The 19014-nt window shown below is 67.4% G+C and carries 20 protein-coding genes; 6 read left to right on the top strand and 14 right to left on the bottom strand.

Annotated features, from left to right (window positions below; translation table 11 throughout):
* Positions 1-50: 50 nt before the first annotated feature.
* On the bottom strand, positions 51-1187 hold the full coding sequence (locus tag FB562_RS01715) for an aminotransferase class V-fold PLP-dependent enzyme (RefSeq protein ID WP_141879560.1): 1137 nt from the start codon (positions 1185-1187) through the stop codon (positions 51-53).
* Positions 1184-1969 (bottom strand): isoprenyl transferase, encoded by a 786-nt coding sequence (locus FB562_RS01710; protein WP_141879559.1) that lies wholly within the window; start codon positions 1967-1969, stop codon positions 1184-1186. Before FB562_RS01710 ends, FB562_RS01715 begins: the two co-directional genes overlap by 4 nt.
* A 123-nt stretch (positions 1970-2092) precedes the next feature.
* Between FB562_RS01710 and trhA the strand changes: the two genes are divergently transcribed.
* The gene (trhA, locus tag FB562_RS01705; RefSeq protein WP_141879558.1) at positions 2093-2854 is read left to right on the top strand and encodes a PAQR family membrane homeostasis protein TrhA; all 762 of its coding nucleotides are present in this window, start codon (positions 2093-2095) and stop codon (positions 2852-2854) included.
* Between the two features lie 317 nt (positions 2855-3171).
* Here trhA and FB562_RS13580 read toward each other — a convergent pair whose 3' ends face one another.
* Positions 3172-3498 (bottom strand): hypothetical protein, encoded by a 327-nt coding sequence (locus FB562_RS13580; protein ID WP_185740421.1) that lies wholly within the window; start codon positions 3496-3498, stop codon positions 3172-3174.
* The gene (gene mca, locus FB562_RS01695; RefSeq protein ID WP_141879557.1) at positions 3495-4379 is read right to left on the bottom strand and encodes a mycothiol conjugate amidase Mca; all 885 of its coding nucleotides are present in this window, start codon (positions 4377-4379) and stop codon (positions 3495-3497) included. Before mca ends, FB562_RS13580 begins: the two co-directional genes overlap by 4 nt.
* A 49-nt stretch (positions 4380-4428) precedes the next feature.
* On the opposite strand from mca, the gene FB562_RS01690 reads away from it, so the two are divergent.
* The gene (locus FB562_RS01690) at positions 4429-4917 is read left to right on the top strand and encodes a DUF4307 domain-containing protein (protein ID WP_141879556.1); all 489 of its coding nucleotides are present in this window, start codon (positions 4429-4431) and stop codon (positions 4915-4917) included.
* 180 nt (positions 4918-5097) lie between these two features.
* A complete protein-coding gene (greA, locus tag FB562_RS01685; RefSeq protein WP_246081296.1) occupies positions 5098-5592 on the top strand; it encodes a transcription elongation factor GreA in 495 nt (164 codons plus the stop codon).
* Positions 5593-5657: 65 nt separating this feature from the next.
* Here greA and ilvA read toward each other — a convergent pair whose 3' ends face one another.
* The 6 genes from ilvA to FB562_RS01655 all read right to left on the bottom strand — a co-directional run bounded on the left by ilvA (position 5658) and on the right by FB562_RS01655 (position 12104).
* Entirely contained in the window at positions 5658-6917 is a 1260-nt protein-coding gene (ilvA, locus tag FB562_RS01680; RefSeq protein ID WP_141879555.1) for a threonine ammonia-lyase, read from the bottom strand.
* Entirely contained in the window at positions 6910-8103 is a 1194-nt protein-coding gene (locus FB562_RS01675) for an AI-2E family transporter (protein WP_246081295.1), read from the bottom strand. The genes ilvA and FB562_RS01675 overlap by 8 nt, the downstream gene beginning before the upstream one ends.
* A gap of 78 nt (positions 8104-8181) precedes the next feature.
* Positions 8182-9276, bottom strand: coding sequence for an ABC transporter ATP-binding protein (locus FB562_RS01670; protein WP_425459809.1), 1095 nt, complete (start codon positions 9274-9276; stop codon positions 8182-8184).
* Complete coding sequence (locus FB562_RS01665) at positions 9273-10094, bottom strand: ABC transporter permease (RefSeq protein ID WP_342777270.1); 822 nt, start codon at positions 10092-10094, stop codon at positions 9273-9275. Before FB562_RS01665 ends, FB562_RS01670 begins: the two co-directional genes overlap by 4 nt.
* On the bottom strand, positions 10082-10951 hold the full coding sequence (locus FB562_RS01660; RefSeq protein WP_141879554.1) for an ABC transporter permease: 870 nt from the start codon (positions 10949-10951) through the stop codon (positions 10082-10084). Before FB562_RS01660 ends, FB562_RS01665 begins: the two co-directional genes overlap by 13 nt.
* A 25-nt stretch (positions 10952-10976) precedes the next feature.
* Positions 10977-12104, bottom strand: a complete 1128-nt coding sequence (locus FB562_RS01655; protein ID WP_141879553.1) for an ABC transporter substrate-binding protein — start codon at positions 12102-12104, stop codon at positions 10977-10979.
* A 195-nt stretch (positions 12105-12299) separates the two neighbouring features.
* On the opposite strand from FB562_RS01655, the gene FB562_RS01650 reads away from it, so the two are divergent.
* Complete coding sequence (locus tag FB562_RS01650; RefSeq protein ID WP_246081294.1) at positions 12300-13580, top strand: winged helix-turn-helix domain-containing protein; 1281 nt, start codon at positions 12300-12302, stop codon at positions 13578-13580.
* A gap of 198 nt (positions 13581-13778) precedes the next feature.
* On the opposite strand, the gene FB562_RS01645 is transcribed toward FB562_RS01650, so the two are convergent.
* From FB562_RS01645 to FB562_RS01635, 3 genes are all read right to left on the bottom strand, one after another.
* The gene (locus FB562_RS01645; protein ID WP_141879552.1) at positions 13779-14243 is read right to left on the bottom strand and encodes a Dps family protein; all 465 of its coding nucleotides are present in this window, start codon (positions 14241-14243) and stop codon (positions 13779-13781) included.
* A 126-nt stretch (positions 14244-14369) separates the two neighbouring features.
* Entirely contained in the window at positions 14370-15260 is an 891-nt protein-coding gene (locus FB562_RS01640) for a M48 family metallopeptidase (protein ID WP_141879551.1), read from the bottom strand.
* Positions 15261-15283: 23 nt separating this feature from the next.
* On the bottom strand, positions 15284-15850 hold the full coding sequence (locus FB562_RS01635; protein ID WP_141879550.1) for a LemA family protein: 567 nt from the start codon (positions 15848-15850) through the stop codon (positions 15284-15286).
* A 191-nt stretch (positions 15851-16041) separates the two neighbouring features.
* On the opposite strand from FB562_RS01635, the gene FB562_RS01630 reads away from it, so the two are divergent.
* Both FB562_RS01630 and FB562_RS01625 read left to right on the top strand, forming a co-directional pair.
* Positions 16042-16842 (top strand): ABC transporter ATP-binding protein, encoded by an 801-nt coding sequence (locus FB562_RS01630; RefSeq protein WP_141879549.1) that lies wholly within the window; start codon positions 16042-16044, stop codon positions 16840-16842.
* On the top strand, positions 16839-17573 hold the full coding sequence (locus tag FB562_RS01625; protein WP_141879548.1) for an ABC transporter permease: 735 nt from the start codon (positions 16839-16841) through the stop codon (positions 17571-17573). Before FB562_RS01630 ends, FB562_RS01625 begins: the two co-directional genes overlap by 4 nt.
* An 85-nt stretch (positions 17574-17658) precedes the next feature.
* On the opposite strand, the gene FB562_RS01620 is transcribed toward FB562_RS01625, so the two are convergent.
* Positions 17659-18999 carry a D-arabinono-1,4-lactone oxidase gene (locus FB562_RS01620; protein ID WP_141881026.1) on the bottom strand — a complete coding sequence of 447 codons (1341 nt, stop codon included), beginning with the start codon at positions 18997-18999 and terminating at the stop codon, positions 17659-17661.
* Positions 19000-19014: the final 15 nt, after the last annotated feature.

Here is a 19014-nt window from a genome sequence, read left to right as displayed (position 1 = left end):
GAACAGTGCGGGAAGATGAACGGATGCCTCAGGGGCGAGTCAGGCTCGCGTCAGGCGCGCGTCGCGCTCGCGAAGCCCAGCAGCGCCGACCGGAGAAGCTCGAAGGTCTCCTCGCTCGTCGACACATGAACGCTGATGCGGATGCTGCCGTCGCGCTGCGAGACCGTGATTCCGTGGTTGTACAGGGCCGCCGACAGAACCGTGAACTGATCGGGGGCGGGCGTCAACACGATGATGCCGGCCCGCTCCGCCTCACTGCGCGGGGATGTCACAGGGATGCCGAACTCGTCGACGAGCGCGAGCACGCGATCCACATTGGCTGAGATCGCCGCCTGTACCCGGTCGATTCCGGCGAGCGAGATCGCCTCCATCGCCGCACCCATCCGAGCCTGGGCTATCGGATTCGGGTGGGTGATGCGGAACGCGCCCGCGCCGGCCACAGCATCCGCAACATCCTCGCCCTCCTGCACATCCGGCCCCGCCATCCAGCCAGACAGCATCGGCACCAGGCGCTCGGCGGCACGATCGCTCAGCGCCAGGATGCCCGTGCCCATACCGGCGCGCACCCACTTCTGGCCACCGCTCGCCACAACATCCGCAAGCTCCCACGGGGCGTCGACGACGCCGAAACCCTGCACCGCATCCACGATCAGCAGCCTGTCGCCGATGACCTGCCGGATGCCGTCAAGATCGGCGAGATAACCGGTGCGGTAGTCGACCAGGCTGACCGCGACAGCCGTGACCTCCGGGGTGAGCTGCTCGCGCAGCGTGCCCGGCGTGACCCTGTTGTGCTCCGCCTCCAGCCAGACGGGTGAGAGCAGGCCGAGGGCCTGCTGGGCGCGCACAACCGCGTAGCGCAGGCTCGGGAACTCGGCCGGCGAGAGCGCCACCTGACCGGTGAGGCCGAACATGGCGTGCATGAGCCCCGTGCTCGTATCCGGCTGGAACACGATCTGCTCCGGCGCGAAACCCGTCAGGACCGATGCCGCCTCGCGCACGCGGACATCCTGCCCCAGCAGCTGGTCGAGGCTGCCGAAGCGGGCCCGCCTGAGGAACTCGGCGTGCATCCGCTCCTCCTCGACAACGGCAAGGCCGAGAGGGCCGAGCCGTGCAAAATCCAGGTAGCCGGGCTCCTCGTCGAACTGCGCCGCGAACTCCTCGACCGTGCCGGCGCGCGCTTCGCTCACGAACCGAACCGCCGGTTGCGGGTCGCGTAGTCACGCAGCGCGCGCAGGAAGTCCACCTCGCGCAGATCCGGCCCGAGCGCCTCAACGAAATAGAACTCGCTGTGCGCGCTCTGCCACAGCATGAAATCACTCAGCCGCTGCTCACCCGACGTGCGGATGACCAGATCCGGGTCAGGCTGCCCGCCCGTGTACAGGTGGTTGCCGATCAACTCGGGGGTGAGGATCTCAGCGAGCGTGTCGATCGTGCCGCCGCTCGCGATGTGATCCCTGACGACGCTGCGCATCGCATCCGCAATCTCCCGCCGACCGCCATAGCCGACCGCCAGATTGATGTGCAGACCCTTGTTGCCCTCCGTGCGCGTCTCCGCCGCATGCAGCGCGTGCACGAGCGGCTCAGGCAGGCCATCCGCCGAACCCACATGCTGCACCCGCCAGTCGCGGTAGTGCGAAAGGTCCTCCGCCAGGTCGGCGATGATCTCGAAAAGACCATCAAGCTCCTCGGATGCGCGACCAGACAGATTGTCGGTCGACAGCAGGTAGAGGGTCGCCACCTGGATGTCGAGGTCATCACACCACACCAGGAACTCGCGGAACTTGGCCGCGCCAGCCCGATGCCCGTAGGCGGCGGCGCCAAGGGAACGCTGCCGCGCCCAACGGCGGTTGCCGTCGAGGATCATCGCCACATGCTTCGGCAACTCCTGCGTGCTGAGCCAGCGCCGGATGCGGTTCTGGTAGAGACCGTAGAGAATGCCTCGCCCGATCGGTACGTCCCGTTTCTGCACGGGTCTACGCTAGCCCACGGCACGGCGGGCGGATCGACTTTCAGCCCACCGATTTCGGTGCCGCGATCCGGATGCTCCGTCCGTCACAGGGTGCGCCGATGTCGCACCCCTAGAATTTTCTGCATGACGACACCGGCGCAGCCCGAGCGCGACACCACAGCATCCGTCGACCGCGAACCGGGCGCAGAACTGCCGAACATCCCCCTGCTCGACGACGAACTCGAACGCCACCCGGTCGCCGCCGACGTGAAGCCGAGCTGGCGCGGATGGATACACGCCGCAACCTTCCCCGTGGCGATCGTGCTCGGGATCATCCTCATCGTGCTCGCCGACGGCACCGCCGCCAAATGGTCATCCGCCGTGTTCATGGCCTCATCACTCATGCTGTTCGGCGTCTCAGCCCTCTACCACCGCTTCAACTGGCGCGAGAAGACCAAGCGCATGCTCAAGCGCTTCGACCACGCCAACATCTTCCTGCTCATCGCAGGCTCATACACGCCCATCACCGTGCTCGCGCTTCCACCCGAGAAATCATGGATGCTGCTGGCACTCGTCTGGGGCGGCGCACTGCTCGGCATCGGCTTCAGGGTGTTCTGGGTGGGCGCACCCCGCTGGCTGTACGTGCCGCTGTACGTGCTGCTCGGATGGGCGGCCGTCATGTTCATCGTCGACTTCTTCACCGCGAACGCCGCCATGATGACGCTCATCGTCATCGGCGGGCTCTGCTACACGATCGGCGCCGTCGCCTACGGAACCAAGCGGCCGAACCCGTTCCCCGGGCACTTCGGCTTCCACGAGATCTTCCACGCGCTCACACTCGCGGCGTTCCTGTGCCACTGGGTAGCGATCCTGCTCATCGCGGCGAACCCGGTGTACGGGGGCTGAGCTCCCGCCCCTGCTCTCTGCTCTCAGCGCCTGCTCGCGCTCCCGCTTCTGCTCTCTGCTTTCTGCTCTCAGCTCTCTGCTCTCTGCTCTCTGCTCTCTGCTCTCTGCTCTCTGCTCTCACTCAACAGGAGATCTTCGCCGCCACGCCGCACCCGCAGCCGCATCAGCGGCGCGTCGCGCAGAATCTCCTGCCGAAGCATCCGGCGGCGCGGACCGCGAGCTTAGGAGATGGAGGTGGGGTTGGCGGATGCTTCAGGAGCGGATGCTTCAGGAGCTTAGGGGGTGAGGTCGGCCGGGTCGGTGGGGTCGGCAGGTGCTTAGGGGGTGGGGTCGGCCGGGTCGGTGGGGTTGGTGGGTGCCTCGGGAGCGGGTGCCTCGGTCTCAGCGGTGCCCTGCTCGCCGACTTCGCGCTCTGCCGCGAGCCGCTCGCGGATCTCGGTGCGGTAGCGCGTGCGGCGCACCCTGCGGTTCATGTCGATGAGCAGCAGGACCGTGACTGCGGCGATGAGGAATGTCGCGAAGAAGCCGACCACTCCCGGGGTCACCGAGTCGAGGTCGAAACCCTCGTCCTTGTCTGCGAGCCGCACGACGGCATCGATGACGAACGGGGCCGCCGCGAATGGGGCGATGACTGCAGGGCTCACGCCTGGGCCTCCTGAGCTGATTCTGTGACGACTCCGGCGAAGAGGTCGCTCTCCGGCAGCGTCGACTCGACGAGCGAACGCACAAGTTCGTAGTCTTCATACGGCCACGCCTGCTGCTGCAGCTCGATCGGCCAGAAGAAGAAACTGCTGTCGGGCGGCACCTGGCTCGCGTGCGCCCGCAGGGCGTCGTCGCGCACCGCGAAGAACTCGCCACAGGGCACATGCGTCGTCGACGTGTCTGGCCGCTCACCCATCCAGCCGCGCATCCGCTCGATCTCTTCGAGCAGCGGCGAGTCGGCGTCGGCGGCGACCAGCGCATCCGCGAGCGCACCGATGCGGCTCGAGTTGAAGCCCCTGTCGTAGTAGACCTTCGACACCTGCCAGGCCTCGCCCGCCTCCGGATAGCGCGAAGGGTCGGCCGCAGCGTCGACCGCGAACATCGACACCTCGTGCGTCCTGATGTGATCAGGATGCGGGTAGCCGCCGTTCTCGTCGTAGGTCACGAGCACCTGCGGCCGGAACTCGCGGATGAGCTTCACGAGCGGGGCGGCCGAATGCTCGAGCGGGATGACGGCGAAGCAGTTCGCGGGCAGCGGCTCACCCTCGGGCGGCAGGCCGGAGTCGGTGTAACCGAGCCAGCGGTGCTGCACGCCCAGCACCTGCTGCGCGCGCGCCATCTCGTAGCGGCGGTGGCCGGCCATGTCGCGATCGGCCATGGCGCGCGGGTCGAGGCCCGGCCACAGCACGTCGCCGCGCTCGCCCCCCGTGCAGCTGACGACCATGACCTCGGCGCCCTGCGCCAGGTAGAAGGCAGAGGTGGCTGCGCCCTTGCTCGACTCGTCGTCGGGATGGGCGTGCACCGCAAGTAAGCGCCGGGTCACCGTGCTCCTTCAATTCGAATAGCCTTGTACCCAAGCGTAAGGGGAACAGGTGACAGACGCGGACCAGCCGGGCCGGAACCACAACACTGCCACTCCGACAGGAGAGCAGACGGCGGATGCCCCCTCCCGCGCCGAACTCGACGCCCGCACCGAAATAGAGGCGCGATACGGTCGCACCCCCGCCCGCGCGGCACGCACCCGGCTGGTGGCCTGGATCGTGGGCCTCGGCTTCGTCGCCGTCTTCGCCGCCTGGGTCGTCTGGGTCGCCTTCGACGGCACGAGTGCAACGATCGATGCCCGCGACATCGGTCACAGCATCATCGACGACAGCACCGTCACGGTGTCGTTCGAGGTGTCGATGGCGGCTGGCACCAGGGCCGAATGTGCCCTGCAGGTGCAGAACGAACAGCACGCCATCGTCGGCTGGAAGATCGTCGACATCCCCGCATCCGAGAAGTACACGCAGAGCATGACAGAGACGGTGCGCAGCACCGAGCTGGGCGTAACAGGCTTGCTCTATCGCTGCTGGCCCGCCTAAAATGGTGTATTCGATCCAGAGATCGGCCTGACGGGCCGGTCTCATTCGTTTATACGACTCCTGCCACGGTCCGCCGAGAGGGAGACGTATACAGCCATGGACCGTTCCTTCCCACCCAGCACCCCTCCGGGGATCGCCACGGCCGGGAGGCGGACGGTTCCCTTTTTTTAGGAGTACATCGTGTCCGGGCAGATCACCGAAACCTGGTTGACCCAAGAGGCATTCGACCGCCGCGCCGCCGAGCTGGCACAGCTCGAGGGTGAGGGCCGTTCCGAGATCGCGAAGCGCATCGAGGCGGCACGCGAAGAGGGCGACCTCAAGGAGAACGGCGGCTACCATGCCGCCAAGGAGGAGCAGGGCAAGATCGAGGCGCGCATCCGCGTGCTCACCGAGCTGCTGCGCCACGCGAAGGTGGGCGAGCCCGCAGAAGACGGCGTCATCGCATCCGGAACCGTCGTCACCGCCCAGGTCATGGGCGACGAGGAGGTGTTCCTGCTCGGCAGCCGCGAGATCGTCGACGAGGACGCCGCCGACGACCTCGACGTCTACAGCGAGGGCAGCCCGCTCGGCGAGGCCATCCTGGGTCTCAGGGCCGGCGACAAGACCAGCTACATCGCGCCCAACGGCCGCGAGATCACGGTGAAGATCGACAAGGTCGAGACCTACCGCCCGTAGCTCCCACACCACAGCGTTCAGCGGGTCGGGGATTCCCGGCCCGCTGAACGCTTTAAGCGGTGAGCCTAGAAGTCGATGCGCGGGTCGTAGTCTGCCTCGCGCAGACGCTCCAGAACCCGCTGCACATGCTCGGGCCCGCGCGTCTCCACGCTCAGCTCGATACCGACCTGACCCATGAGCGCGTTGCGGCCGTGCCGCGTGTGCAGCACCTCCACGACGTTGGCGTTCGCCTCGCTGATGAGCTCGGCGATGCGCGCAAGCTGGCCGGGGCGGTCGGGCAGCATGAGCCTGATCTTGAGATAGCGGTCGGATGCGACGAGGCCGCGAGAGATGATGCGCTCCATGACCTGCGGGTCGATGTTGCCGCCGCTCAGGATCGCGACCGTCACGCCGGTGCCGACGACCTGCCCGGTGAGGATCGCGGCGACCGCGGCCGCGCCGGCCGGCTCCACCACAAGCTTGGCCCTCTCGAGCAGCACCAGAAGCGCCCGCGCGATGTCGTCATCCGTCACCACGACGACCTCGTCGACGACCTCGCGGATGATCTCGAAGTTGAGCAGGCCCGGCTTGGCGACGGCGATACCGTCGGCGATCGTCGGCTCGACCACCACGGGGGTCGGCTCGCCCAGGCGCAGCGACTCCGGGTAGGGGGCCGCACCGGATGCCTGCACGCCGATGACCCGGATGCGCCGCCCCATGGTGGCCAGCTTCTGGGTGAGAGCACTCGCGACGCCCGCAGCGAGGCCTCCCCCGCCGATCGGGACGATGACGGTCTCCACATCGGGAACCTGATCGAGGATCTCCAGGCCCAACGTTCCCTGGCCGGCCACGACATCCGCATGGTCGAAGGGAGGGATGAGCACGGCACCCGTCGTCTCGGCGTAGTCGGCAGCGGCCCGCAGCGGCTCCTCGACGGTGTGACCGCGCAGGATGACCTCCGCACCGTAGTTGCGCGTCGCCTGCAGCTTGGGCAGGGCCACGCCGACGGGCATGAAGATGGTCGCCTTGATGCCGAGCTCGCGCGCCGCGAAGGCCACACCCTGCGCGTGGTTGCCGGCGGAGGCGGCGACGACACCGCGGGCACGCTCCTCCTCGCTCAGCTGAGACAGGCGGTTGTAGGCACCACGGATCTTGTAGGAGCCTGTGCGCTGCAGTGACTCACATTTGAGGTGCACGGGGCCGCCGACGAGGTCGCTGAGATAGCGCGAACTCTCCATCGGCGTGAGCTGAGCGACCCTGTCGACGCGCCCACGCGCCGCCTCGAAATCGGCCAGCGTGGGGCCGGGCACAGGACGCCCGGGGGCGACGGCCGCGGCCTCAGTCATCGAACACGCTCTCCGAGGCGGGCGACGATGCGGCAGGTGAGGAGCCGCGCCGCGCCTTGACGATCGCGGGAAGCCCGGGAGAAGCATCCGCACGCCATCTGCCCCGCGCGATGTAGGAGATCATCGTGTTGAGTGTCGCGACCACGGGCACCGCGAACAGCGCCCCGGGGATGCCCGCCAGGTAGCCGCCCCCGGCGACCGCGAAGACGACGGCCAGCGGATGAACCTTCACGGCGTTGCCCATGATGAGCGGCTGCAGGATGTGGCTCTCGACCTGCTGCACGAGAAGCACGATGGCGAGCATGATGATCGCGATCACGACGTCTTTGAAGACGAGCGCGACGAAGACGGCGAGGGCGCCCGTGAGCACCGCTCCGACGATCGGCACGAAGGAGCCGAGGAACACGGCGACCGCGATCGGGATGACGAGGGGAAGCTGCAGGATGGCCGCGCCCAGGCCGATGCCGACGGCATCGATCGCCGCCACGAAGATCTGCACCTTCACGAACTCGGTCAGGGTGCCCCAGCCGGCCCTGCCGGAACCGTCGACGGCGGCGCGGGCGCGGCGCGGGAAGATGCGCACGATCCAGGCCCAGATGCCCTTGCCGTCGATGAGGATGATGATGCTGGCGAAGATCACCAGGAACAGCCCGGCGATCAAGTGCCCTGCGGAGGAGCCGATCGACGCCGCCCCGCTGATCCAGACCGCGCTGTCACGCTGCACGGTCTCCCACAGCTGCATGCCGTACTGGCTGATCTGCGCGTCGGTGAGATGCAGCGGCGAGTCGAGCAGGAACTGCTTGAACTCGTCCCATGCCTCAAGCGACTGCGCCTGCAGCTCGGGAAGCCCCGCGCGCACCTGCCAGATGATGAGCCAGACGAGCCCCGTGATGACCGCGATCGTGGCGACCAGAGCGGTGACGATCGCCAACCACTTGGGCCAGCCGTGCCGCTGCAGGAAGTGGGAGAACGGCACCAGCAGCGCGCTCACCAGGATGGAGACCATGAGCGGGATGACGATGACCCGCAGCTCCATGATCAGGAAGATCAGAAGGGCGACGACGCCGGCGATGACGAGGATGCGCCACGACCAGGCCCCGGCGATTCGCATGCCGGGGGGAACAGCCTCCTCGATGCGAGCGCGTTCGATGGCGGATGATGTGGGCTTGCTCCTGCCGAATATCACCGACTCAGTCTAAATGCGCATCCCTGGGCGTTCGTACTATATGCCGAAGGTGGAATCCTTGTGCTCTCTCGCCCGAGATCAGGCGGCGGATGCGGCCACCGGCCTGCCCAGGAAGCGCACGCGCACGGCATCGCCGGGCTGCGGCACGATGTCGACGCCGTGCTGGGCCGACAGCAGCGAGCCGTCTGCGAGGCGCAGCTGCGTGCGACGCAGAGAGCCGAGGAAGCTGCTGGCGACGACCGTGGCCGGCTCGCCCGAAGCATCCTCCCCGATGCCGCTCTGCTCGATGAGCACGTCCTCCGGACGGATGTACGCCGTGACCGGCCCGTCGGGCAGCGGCTCACCCAGCTGTTCGAACCACTGGCCGTGCGCCGTGACCCGCCCCGACTCGGCGCGCGCCGCGACCCGGTTGCTCAGCCCCACGAACTCGGCCACGAATGACGAAGCCGGGGTCGTGTAGAGCTGCTCCGGCGTGCCGATCTGCTCGATGTCGCCCTCGCGCATCACGGCGACCCGGTCGGCGACGGCGAGCGCCTCCTCCTGGTCGTGGGTGACGAAGAGGGTTGTGATGCCCAGCTCACCCTGGATTCGCTTGATCTCGTCGCGCAGCTGCACCCGCACCTTCGCATCCAGCGCCGAGAGCGGCTCGTCGAGCAGCAGCACGCGCGGCTTCGTCACGAGGGCACGGGCCAGCGCCACGCGCTGCTGCTGCCCTCCGGAGAGCTGGTGCGCGTACCGGGAGCCGAGGTGCCCGAGCCCGACGAGGGCGAGCGATTCGTGCGCCCTCTCGAGGCGTTCTGCGGCGGCGACCCTGCGCATCCGGAGCCCGAATTCGATGTTCTCGACGACCGTCAGATGTGGGAACAGCGAATACGACTGGAACACCATGCCGATGTCGCGCCTGTTCGTGGGCAGGCCCGCCACGTCGACGCCGTCGAGCAGGATGCTGCCCGAGGTGAGGCTCTCGAGGCCGGCGACACTGCGCAGCGCCGTGGTCTTGCCGCAGCCGGACGGGCCCAGCAGGGCGACGAACTCGCCCGGTTCGAGCGTGAGGTTCACGCCCGCGAGCGCGCGATGCCCCGAATAGTCCTTGACGACGTCGCGGAGTTCCACACGGGTTCCCTGCGAGACGAGCGTGGGCGCCTCCGCGGGTGAGGATGCTGGCATGGTCATGGGTCCTTCCTGGCGCGGCGCGAGGCTCCCCCGCGACCGATGGCGAAGAGCAGCACGAACGCGAAGGCGAGCGCGAGCAGGGCGAAGATCGTGGCGACGTAGGCGTCGGTGCGCGACACCTGCACGAGCGCCGTCTGCAGGTTGAGACGGTTCAGCAGCGACGCGATCGTGAACTCGCCGAGCACGACGGCGACCGAGATGACGGATGCCGACAGGATGCCGCGACGGATGTTCGGCACGATGACGCGCACGAGAACGGTTCCCCAGCCGGCGCCGAGCGAGCGGGCCGCCTCGCTGAGCGTCGTGACGTCGACGGCGCCCAGATTGGACTGCACCGCCCGGTACGCATAGGGCAGCACGGTGATGCCGTAGGCGAAGGCGAGAGTCCAGGCAGAGCTGCCGAACACGCGCGACACGACCGCATAGACGGGCGCGAGGCCCACCACCAGCACGATCGCCGGCACCGTGATCGGCACGAGGCACAGCAGCTCGAGCGGGCGCACCAGCTTGGGGAAGCGCAGCGTGACGAGCACCATCGTCGGCACGAGCAGCAGCACGACGATGCCCACCGTCACGAGCGCAAGGACGAGCGAGTTCAGGATGCCCGTGAACAGCACGCGATACCTGCGCTCGTTCTCGGGGTCGATCACGTCGAGCCAATGGCGCAGATCGTAGCCGCCGTCGAGCCCCGCGCGGAGCGTGAACTCGAGCATGGCCACGATCGGGATCGCGAAGACCAGCCCGACGACGACGAGGATGATCGTGCGGGTCAGTCGGGATGGAGCCGCCGACACCGGCCGGCCGCTCACCGCTGCCACCGCTCGGTGCGTCGCTGCAACAGCGAATAGCCGACCATGACCACGATCATCACGATGATCATGCCGAGCGCGAGCGCACCGGCCATGTTCTCGCGCCCCAGCACCGTCTCGCTGATGAGCGCACCGCGGATCTGCAACGGCACGATCTGCGAACCCTGGCTGATGAGGGCGGCCGCCGTGGCGTAGGAGGAGAACGCGTTCGCGAACAACAGCAGCAGGCTGCCGAAGAAGGAGGGGGCCAGGATGGGGGCGGCGATGCGCGCCCAGAAACTGAACCGGGTGCCGCCGAGCGTGGCTGTGGCCTCCGCCCACTGCGGCTTGAGGCCCTCCATCGCCGGCATGAACGTGATCACCATGAGCGGCACCTGAAAGTAGATGTACACCGGCAGGAGGCCCGGAACCTGGTACAGCCAGACGCCGTTCTCGAAGATATCGATACCGAAGGCATCCATCAGCCACCGCGTGACGAGGCCCTGCGTGCCGATCGCCGCGATGAAGGCGAAGGCGAGCATGACGCCGCCGAACTGGGCCAGCACACCGCTCAGTCCATCGACGACGGTGCGAAGCAGGCCATCGGGTCGGGCCGCCAACAGCGCGTAACAGACGAGGGCACCCACGACGGCGCCGATGATGGCAGTCACCGCCGACACCCAGAACGAGCTCACGAAGGTGTCAAGGATGACCGGGCTGCCCAGCGCAATGATGTTGTCGAGGGTGAAGAGACCCTCCCCATCGAAGAAGCCCGTCGCCAGGGCCAACACGGTGGGGATGGCAAGGAAGAGCAGAACGTACACCGCGAACGGGGCGAGCCCGAGAAGGGCCCACCCCGAACGCCGTGCCGGAGCAGCAGTCGTCATGAACGGATGCCGTCGCCGCAGACTGTCAGTTGACCGCCGCAGCCCACTTCTCGGCGAGGAGAGCCGAAGCCGCCTCCGTCTGCGCGCCCGTGAACTGCACCATGTCGGCAGGAGCCTCACCGACAGCCTTCAGCGCCTTCTCATCGACGGTTCCGACCTCGACCATGGCCGCAAGGCGGACCGGGTAGGCGCCGGCGGCGAGGTACAGGTTCTGCGCCTCATCCGAGAAGATGAACTCCTGCCACAGGCGGGCGGCCGCCGGGTGCGGGGCATCCTTGTTGATGGCCTGGTTGTAGTAGCTGCCGACGGCGACGCCGGGGAGCACGGTGACCTTCCAGTCGCGCTGGCCCTTGTTGGCCTCCGCCTCGGCGAGGTTGTTGTAGCTCCAGTCGAAGACGACAGGCGTCTCGCCGGAGGCGATCGTCGCCGGGGTCGGGTCGAGCGGCAGGAAGTTGCCGGCCGCGTTCAGCTCGGCGAAGAAATCGATGCCGGACTGGATGTCATCCGCCGAGCCGCCGTTCTGCAGCGCGACCAGGTTGACGGCCGCCGCAGCTGCACCAGCCTGGGTGGGGTCGCCGTTGATCGCGACCTTGCCCTTGTACTCGGCGCCCAGCAGGTCATCGATGCTCGTCGGAGCCGAGACGGCACCCGCGTCATAGCCGATCGACATGAGGCCCGTGTAGTCGTAGACCCAGAGACCCGTCGACTCCTTGTAATCGGCCGGGATGTCATCCCACGTCTCGACCTGGTACGGCGCGAAGTGGTCGAGGCTGTCGAGGGCGACAGCGCTGCCGAGGTCGAACACGTCAGGGGCAGTGTCCTGGCCCTTGAGGTTCTCGGCGGCCTGGATCTCCTCGGCGCTCGAGACATCCGGGTCGGCCGAGTTCACGGTGATGCCGTACTTCTTCTCGAACGCGGCAATGATCTTGCCGTAGTTGGCCCAGTTCTCGGGAAGCGCGATGACGTTGAGCTCACCCTCCGCCTTCGCCGCCTCGATGAGGGCGTCGAGGCCCCCGAGGTCAGCCGCGCTGGTGGCGGCGGCAGCATCCGAGGCGTTCGCCTCAGTGCTTGCGCAACCGCTGAGCGTGATGGCGGCCGCCGAGATCAGGGCGACAGTCGCAAGACCCTTCTTGAATGTGCGTGACGTGTTCACAGGACTCCTCTATGGGCGTCGCCGGCCGCTCGCGCTGTGTGCGAACAGTGGGTAACCGGGTGGGCCTCCGCCGAGGCTAGAACTCGCCTCTGTACTGGTGGCGGCACCCCGGTGAACGGAAGGTGAACTCGATGCGCCCGTATCGATGCGGATGCCGGGGGCACGGATGTCGGCGGCGCTCAGTAGTCTCGAACAGTGGCAACGACCCCCTCCGCCCCCGGGCACCACCCCGTCCGCACCCTGAGCAGCGCGCAGGCCAGACGCATCGCACTTGCCGCGCAGGGCTTCGACAGACCCGCTCCCGCCTCTGTCGGAAGCAGGCAGCTGCGCTCACTCATCGGGCGACTCGGCCTACTGCAACTCGACTCCGTCAACGTCTTCGAACGCAGCCACTACCTGCCCGCCTTCGCCAGGCTCGGACCCTACGACAAGACCCAACTCGACCGGCTCACCTTCAGCCGACGCAGCGACCACATCGAATACTGGGCGCACGAGGCCGCTGTCATCCCGATCGAGAGCTGGCCGCTCATGCGCTGGCGCATGCAGCGCTACCGCGACGACGCCATGCGACGAGACGACCACTGGGCGCACACGAACGGCCCCATGATGGAGTGGCTTCGCGCCGAACTCGCCGACAAGGGCCCCCTGCCCGCCAGTGCCATAGAACACGACGCCAACAAGCGCAGCGGGCCATGGTGGGGATGGTCCGACGTCAAACGCGGCCTCGAGACCATGTTCCGCTGGGGCGAACTCGTCACAGCAGGGCGCACACGCTTCGAACGCAGCTACGCCCTGCCCGAGCAGATACTCGCACCCGACATCCTCCGTCGCGAGGTGACAGAAGCAGAAGCGCACCGGCAACTCATCGAACAATCCGCCCGCGCCCACGGGGTCGGAACCGCGAGCGACCTCGCCGACTACTACCGCCTCAAGGCGAACGACGCCCTGCCCGCCATCCGCAGCCTCGTCGACGAAGGCGTGCTCGTGCCCGTCACCGTCGAAAGCTGGCAGCGCGGCAACCGGGCCGTTCCCGCCTGGATGCACCGCGACGCCCGCCTGCCCCGCCGCATCGAGACGACGGCGCTGCTGTCCCCCTTCGACCCCGTCGTCTGGGAACGGGCACGAGCAGAACGCCTCTTCGACTTCCACTACAGGATCGAGATCTACACGCCGGCACCCCAGCGGGTGTACGGCTACTACAGCCTTCCTCTGCTCATCGACGACGACATCGTCGGAAGAGTGGACCTCAAAAGCGACCGACAGAACCGCGTACTGCGCGTGCAATCAGCCTGGGCCGAACCGGGAGCGCCAGAAGAGGCCGCCGCCCGGCTCGCACCACTGCTCGAACGCACCGCCCAGTGGCAGGGGCTCGAACGTGTCGAAGTCATGCGGCGCGGCACGCTCGCCGAGGCCGTCGCGTCAGAGCTGGGGCTGCAGGCGCAGACGCCGACGCCGACGCCGACGCCGACGGGGTGAGGTTACTCGCGGACGAGGTTTCGAGACGCTCGTTCCTCGCTCCTCAACCAGCGAAATCACCCGCGGGTTGAGGGACCGAGGAACGAGGTCGTCTCGAAACCCAGGCCGATCGCAGCAGGTTTCGAGACGGCACTTCGTGCCCCTCAACCCACCGGGTTTCGAGACGCTCGTTCCTCGCTCCTCAACCAGCGGGTGGCGTCAGGGGGTGCGCTTGCGCGGCTTCTGGTTCTCCGCGCTGACCATCCAGGCGTACTGCTCGAGCTGCTCGATGATCGCATGAAGGATGTCCGCACTCGTCGGGTCGGCCTCATCGACATCGTCATGCACGCGACGGCAGGTCGCAGCAGCAGCCTCCAGCCGCTCCGTCACCAGGTTCGTCACCGTCGAGGTGTCGACCTGGTCATCCGGGAACTTCGGCAGCGTCGTCGTCTTGGTGACCGTCTCAGAACGGCCATCCGGCAGGGCGTGGAGGGCGCGCATCCGCTCGGCCACCGTGTCGGACGAGCTGCGGGCGACCGCGATGATCTCGTCGAGCTGCAGATGCATGTCCCTGAAGTTCTTGCCGACCACATTCCAGTGCGCCTGCTTGCCCTGGATGCCCAGCTCGATCAGATCGACCAGCACGGCCTGCAGGCTGTCGGACAGTTTCTTCGATGCCTTCATCGTGATTCTCTCCCTCCGCGTCGCGGCGGTGTGCCGCAGCGCATGCACACACCACGCTAGCCGCGTGCTGCGGAGGAATCACTCAGCGGGCTCCCAGCCACGAGGCTTCAGCCAGAAGCGAAACCGCTAGAAGCTCGTGCCGATCCTGCCGAGGCGGGCGATGCGCTCCTCCAGCGGCGGATGCGTCGAGAAGAGGCGGCTCATGGCGCTCGGCTTGGCCGGGTTACTGATCCACAGGTGCGCCATCGACGTGTTCTGTCGCTTCATGGGGCGGCCGTACTCGCCCAGCTTCTGCAGGGCGCTCGCGAGCGCATCCGGGTGCCGCGTCGTCATCGCACCCGTCGCATCCGCCAGATATTCGCGCTCACGCGACACCGCGGCCTGCACGAGCGAGGCCGCGAGCGGCGCGATGATCATCGCCGCGAGCCCCAGGATGAGCATGATCGGGTTGCCGCCGTTGTTGTTGTTGCGGTTGCCGCCGCCGAAGAACGACATACGCAGCAGGATGTCAGCGATGAAGCCGATCGCGACGACCAGGCCGAACACGATCGTCGAGACGCGGATGTCGTAGTTCTTGACGTGACCCAACTCGTGCGCCATCACGCCCTCAAGTTCGGCGTTGTCCATGATCGCGAGCAGGCCCGTCGTCGCCGCCACGATCGCATGGTCGGGGTCGCGGCCCGTCGCGAAGGCGTTCGGCGCGGGGTCGTCGATGATGTACACCTTCGGCATCGGCATGCCGTTCGTGATCGCCAGATTCTCGACCGTGCGGTACAGCCTCGGGTCATCCGCCTTCGTGATCTGCCGCCCGCCGGCGAGTGCGACCGCCTGGCTGCTCGCAGCGAAGTACTGGATCGCCACGTAGATGAGCGAGCCCACTATCGTGCCGATGAAGATGCCCCAGCTGCCGCCGCCCCAGATGTAGCTCGCCACGAAGCCGAGACCCGCGATGATGATCAGGAACAGCAGGATGATGAAGACTGTGTTTCGTTTGTTCTTCGCTATCGCCCTGTACATGTGACCCCGCTACTGCTGCGAGATCAGAACTGGACGCGCGGCGGCTCGGCGATGGCCGCCGAGTCGGAGACCTCGAAGAACTCGCGCTCACTGAAGCCGAGCCCGCGCACGAAGAGCGTGTTCGGGAAGATCTTGATCTTCGTGTTCAGCTCGCGCACGCCACCGTTGTAGAAGCGACGGCTGGCCTGGATCTTGTCTTCGGTGTCGACAAGCTCGCCCTGCAACTGCAGGTAGTTCTGGCTCGCCTGAAGCTGCGGGTACGCCTCGGCGACCGCGAAGATGCTCTTGAGCGCCGACTGCATGTGGTTCTCGGCGACAGCCGCCTCGGCCGGGCTGCCCGCGCTGAGCGACTCTGCGCGCGCCTTCGTGACCGCCTCGAACACGCCCTTCTCATGGGCCGCATAGCCCTTCACCGTCTCGATGAGGTTCGGGATGAGGTCGGCACGCCGCTTGAGCTGCACCGTGATGTCGCTCCACGCCTCGTCGACGCGCACATTCAGCGTCACAAGACCGTTGTAGGTGGACCACAGGTAGATACCGACGATCACGGCCAGCAGGACGATGATGCCGATGACGATCAGGAATTCCATCTGTTGCTCCTCATGTGCTGTGCTCCCCCGCGCCGCGTCGCTTGACCGGGTGAGGCGCGGACAGTGCTGCTGCACCGGGAACAACTATAGCCAAGGCTGCTGAGGAGTCGATGGGAATCGGATGCGGGGTGGCCGTGCGAAAGCCGAGAGCGATAGTGCGCAATCACCCCGAAAGGCGAATACTTCATCACATGACGAACACGTCACCGGGCACCGCGGAGACGGCGACCATCGACATCCGCGGCCTCCGTGTGAAACGCGGCCACTCCGAGGTGCTGCACGGCGTCGACGTGCTCGTGCCGCGCGGGCGGCTCGTCGGCCTGCTCGGGCCCAGCGGCAGCGGCAAGACCACCCTCATGCGCAGCATCATGGGTGTACAGCTCGGCGTGACCGGAACCATCGACGTTCTCGGTCTGCCCGCCGGCAGTGCCGCTCTGCGCCGCCGCGTCGGCTACGTCACCCAATCACCCAGCCAATACGACGACATCACCGTGCGCCAGAACCTCGCCTACTTCGCGTCCGTCGTCGGAGCACCGCGCGGCGACGTCGACAGGGTGCTCGACGCCGTCGAACTGCGCCCCCAGGCCAGACAGCTCACCGGATCACTCTCCGGCGGCCAACGCAGCCGCGTCTCACTCGCCGCCGCCCTCCTCGGCGCACCAGAACTGCTCGTGCTCGACGAACCCACCGTCGGCCTCGACCCCGTGCTCCGCGTGCAACTGTGGGGCCTGTTCCACACCCTCGCCCGCGACGGCGTCACCGTGCTCGTCTCCAGCCACGTCATGGACGAGGCCACCCGCTGCGACCGCCTCCTGCTGCTGCGCGAAGGAGAAGTGCTCACCGACGACACCCCCGACGGGCTGCTCGCGGCCACAGGGGCAGAAGACGCCGAGGAGGCCTTCCTCAAGCTCATCGCCGCGGCGGACGAGCAGCAAGCGCCCGGCCATGCCAGCCATGGGCATCCGCAGCATCGCGCGAAGGAGGCGCCATGAGCATCCGGCTGACCCTCGCCACCACAGGCCGCGTGCTCGCACAGCTTCGACACGACCCGCGCAGCATCATGCTGCTGATGCTCATGCCGAGCGTGCTCATCGGGCTGCTCGCCTGGGTCTTCGACGACACCCCCGTGTTCGACACGATCGGGCCGGCACTCATCGCGCTGTTCCCCTTCATCCTCATGTTCGTGATCACCAGCATCACCACGCTGCGCGAACGCCGCTCCGGCACGCTCGAACGCCTGCTGACCCTGCCCATGGGCAAACTCGACTTCATCCTCGGCTACGCGATCGCCTTCAGCCTCGTCGCCGTCGTGCAGGCCGCCGTCACAGTCTCCTTCGCCGTCTGGGTGTGCGGGCTGCAGATAGAAGGATCGCTCTGGATGCTTCTGGCCATCGCCGTCGTCGACGCCATCCTGGGAACGACCCTCGGCCTTCTGGCGAGCGCATTCGCCCGCACCGAATTCCAGGTCGTGCAGTTCATGCCGGCATTCGTGTTTCCGCAGATCCTGCTCGGAGGGGTGCTGCTGCCGCGCGACCAGATGCCCGACGTGCTGCACGCCATAAGCGACTGGCTTCCGCTCTCACACGCGATCGACGCGCTCAACGCCGTCGCGCGCGACGACCACGACGCCGAATACATCGGCATGAAACTGCTCATCATCGGCGCGTTCTGCGTCGGCGCCATCGCGCTCGGGGCGGCGACACTGCGGCGGCGCACGCCATAAGGGTGAGTGGGGTTGCACGCGGGTTGGGTTTCGAGACGGCGCTGGCGCGCCTCCTCAACCAGCAAGTGGCCCCGCGGGCAGCGATTCAGGGGCCGAGGACGCGGCCGAGATAGGGGTTGCCGAAGACCCGCTCGGGGTCGAGCCTGTCCCGCACGGCCGTGAAATCTGCGAAACGCGGGTACAGGGCAGACAACTCCGGAGCATCCCGGTAATGCAGCTTGCCCCAGTGCGGCCGCCCGTCGTGGGCGCGCATGATCTGCTCGACCGCGCGGAAGTACTCGCTGTGATCCTCACGGAAATACCTGTGCACGGCGATGTAGCCGCTCTCCCGCCCGTACGCCGTCGACAGCCAGTTCTCGTCGGCCGCCGCAACCCGCACCTCGATGGGGAAGGAAATCCTCCACCCGCGCGTGCGGATGAGCGCACGGATCTGCCGCAGCGCCTCGGGCACGGCGGCCCTCGGCAGCGCGTACTCCATCTCGCGGAACCGCACCGAGCGCTCGGTCACGAAGACATCCGGCGACCAGTCGGTGAAACTCCTGTCGCCCGTGAGGCGAGCGGCAACGCTGTTGATGCCGGGCACCGCGGCGGGTGCCATGCGTCCGAGGCCGCAGGTGAGCGCGAAGACACCGTTCGCCATCACAGAATCATCGACCCAGCGACGGATGCGACCCAGCGGCTTTGGCGAGGCATCCGATGGCAGTCTCGTGTTCGTCTTCGTGAGCGCCGTCGTCGTGTGCGGAAACCAGTAGAACTCGAAATGGTCGACCGCACTCGCGCGCTGCTCGAAGGTGTCGACGACGGCGTCGAACGGTTCCGGCTTCTCCACCGCCTGCAACAGGAAGGCGGGAACGCACTGGATCGTCACATCGACGATGACGCCCAGCGCGCCCAGCCCGAGCCGGGCGGCCGGCAGCAGCTCGGCGTTCTCGTACTCGCTGACGGTGAGCACCGAGCCGTCGGCCGTGACGAGCGTGAGGGCGACGATCTGGGTGGCGAGCCCGCCGAACGTGGCCCCCGTTCCGTGGGTGCCCGTGGAGGTCGCGCCGGCGATCGTCTGCCGGTCGATGTCTCCCATGTTCTCGAGCGCCAGGCCGAGGGGCCGCAGCAGTGCCGGCAGCTCGTGCAGGTGGGTACCGGCCCCCAGACGTACCCTCCCGGTGCTCGCATCGGCCTCGATGATCCCCGACAGCGCGGAGAGCTCGAGCTGCACGCCCGGAGCCACCGCGATCGCCGTGAAACTGTGCCCCGCGCCGATCGCCTTCACGGGCAGCCCCCGCTCGCGCGCAAAGGCGACAGCGGAGACGACCTCGTCGACACTGCGCGGGCTCCCGGTGAACTGCGGGCGCACCGACACGGCACGGCTCCAGTTGGCCCACGGCCTGCCCGGGGTGAGACCCCCAGTACGCGACCGATCGCCCTGCACCGCATCATCCTGTCG

The sequence above is a fragment of the Homoserinimonas aerilata genome (assembly GCF_006716125.1).
GTDB lineage: Bacteria > Actinomycetota > Actinomycetes > Actinomycetales > Microbacteriaceae > Homoserinimonas > Homoserinimonas aerilata.
The sequence above is the reverse complement of the archived record's forward strand: the minus strand, read 5'-3'. Positions and strand labels throughout refer to the sequence as shown.

Bases quoted from the DNA above. Each gene is read 5' to 3' on its own strand.
- FB562_RS01645 (WP_141879552.1), bottom strand. From the start codon at position 14,243: ATGAAGGCATCGAAGAAACTGTCCGACAGCCTGCAGGCCGTGCTGGTC.
- FB562_RS01625 (WP_141879548.1), top strand. From the start codon at position 16,839: ATGAGCATCCGGCTGACCCTCGCCACCACAGGCCGCGTGCTCGCACAG.
- FB562_RS01660 (WP_141879554.1), bottom strand. From the start codon at position 10,951: ATGACGACTGCTGCTCCGGCACGGCGTTCGGGGTGGGCCCTTCTCGGG.
- ilvA (WP_141879555.1), bottom strand. From the start codon at position 6,917: ATGACTGAGGCCGCGGCCGTCGCCCCCGGGCGTCCTGTGCCCGGCCCC.
- FB562_RS01630 (WP_141879549.1), top strand. From the start codon at position 16,042: ATGACGAACACGTCACCGGGCACCGCGGAGACGGCGACCATCGACATC.
- FB562_RS01640 (WP_141879551.1), bottom strand. From the start codon at position 15,260: ATGTACAGGGCGATAGCGAAGAACAAACGAAACACAGTCTTCATCATC.
- trhA (WP_141879558.1), top strand. From the start codon at position 2,093: ATGACGACACCGGCGCAGCCCGAGCGCGACACCACAGCATCCGTCGAC.
- FB562_RS01635 (WP_141879550.1), bottom strand. From the start codon at position 15,850: ATGGAATTCCTGATCGTCATCGGCATCATCGTCCTGCTGGCCGTGATC.
- FB562_RS01670 (WP_425459809.1), bottom strand. From the start codon at position 9,276: ATGACCATGCCAGCATCCTCACCCGCGGAGGCGCCCACGCTCGTCTCG.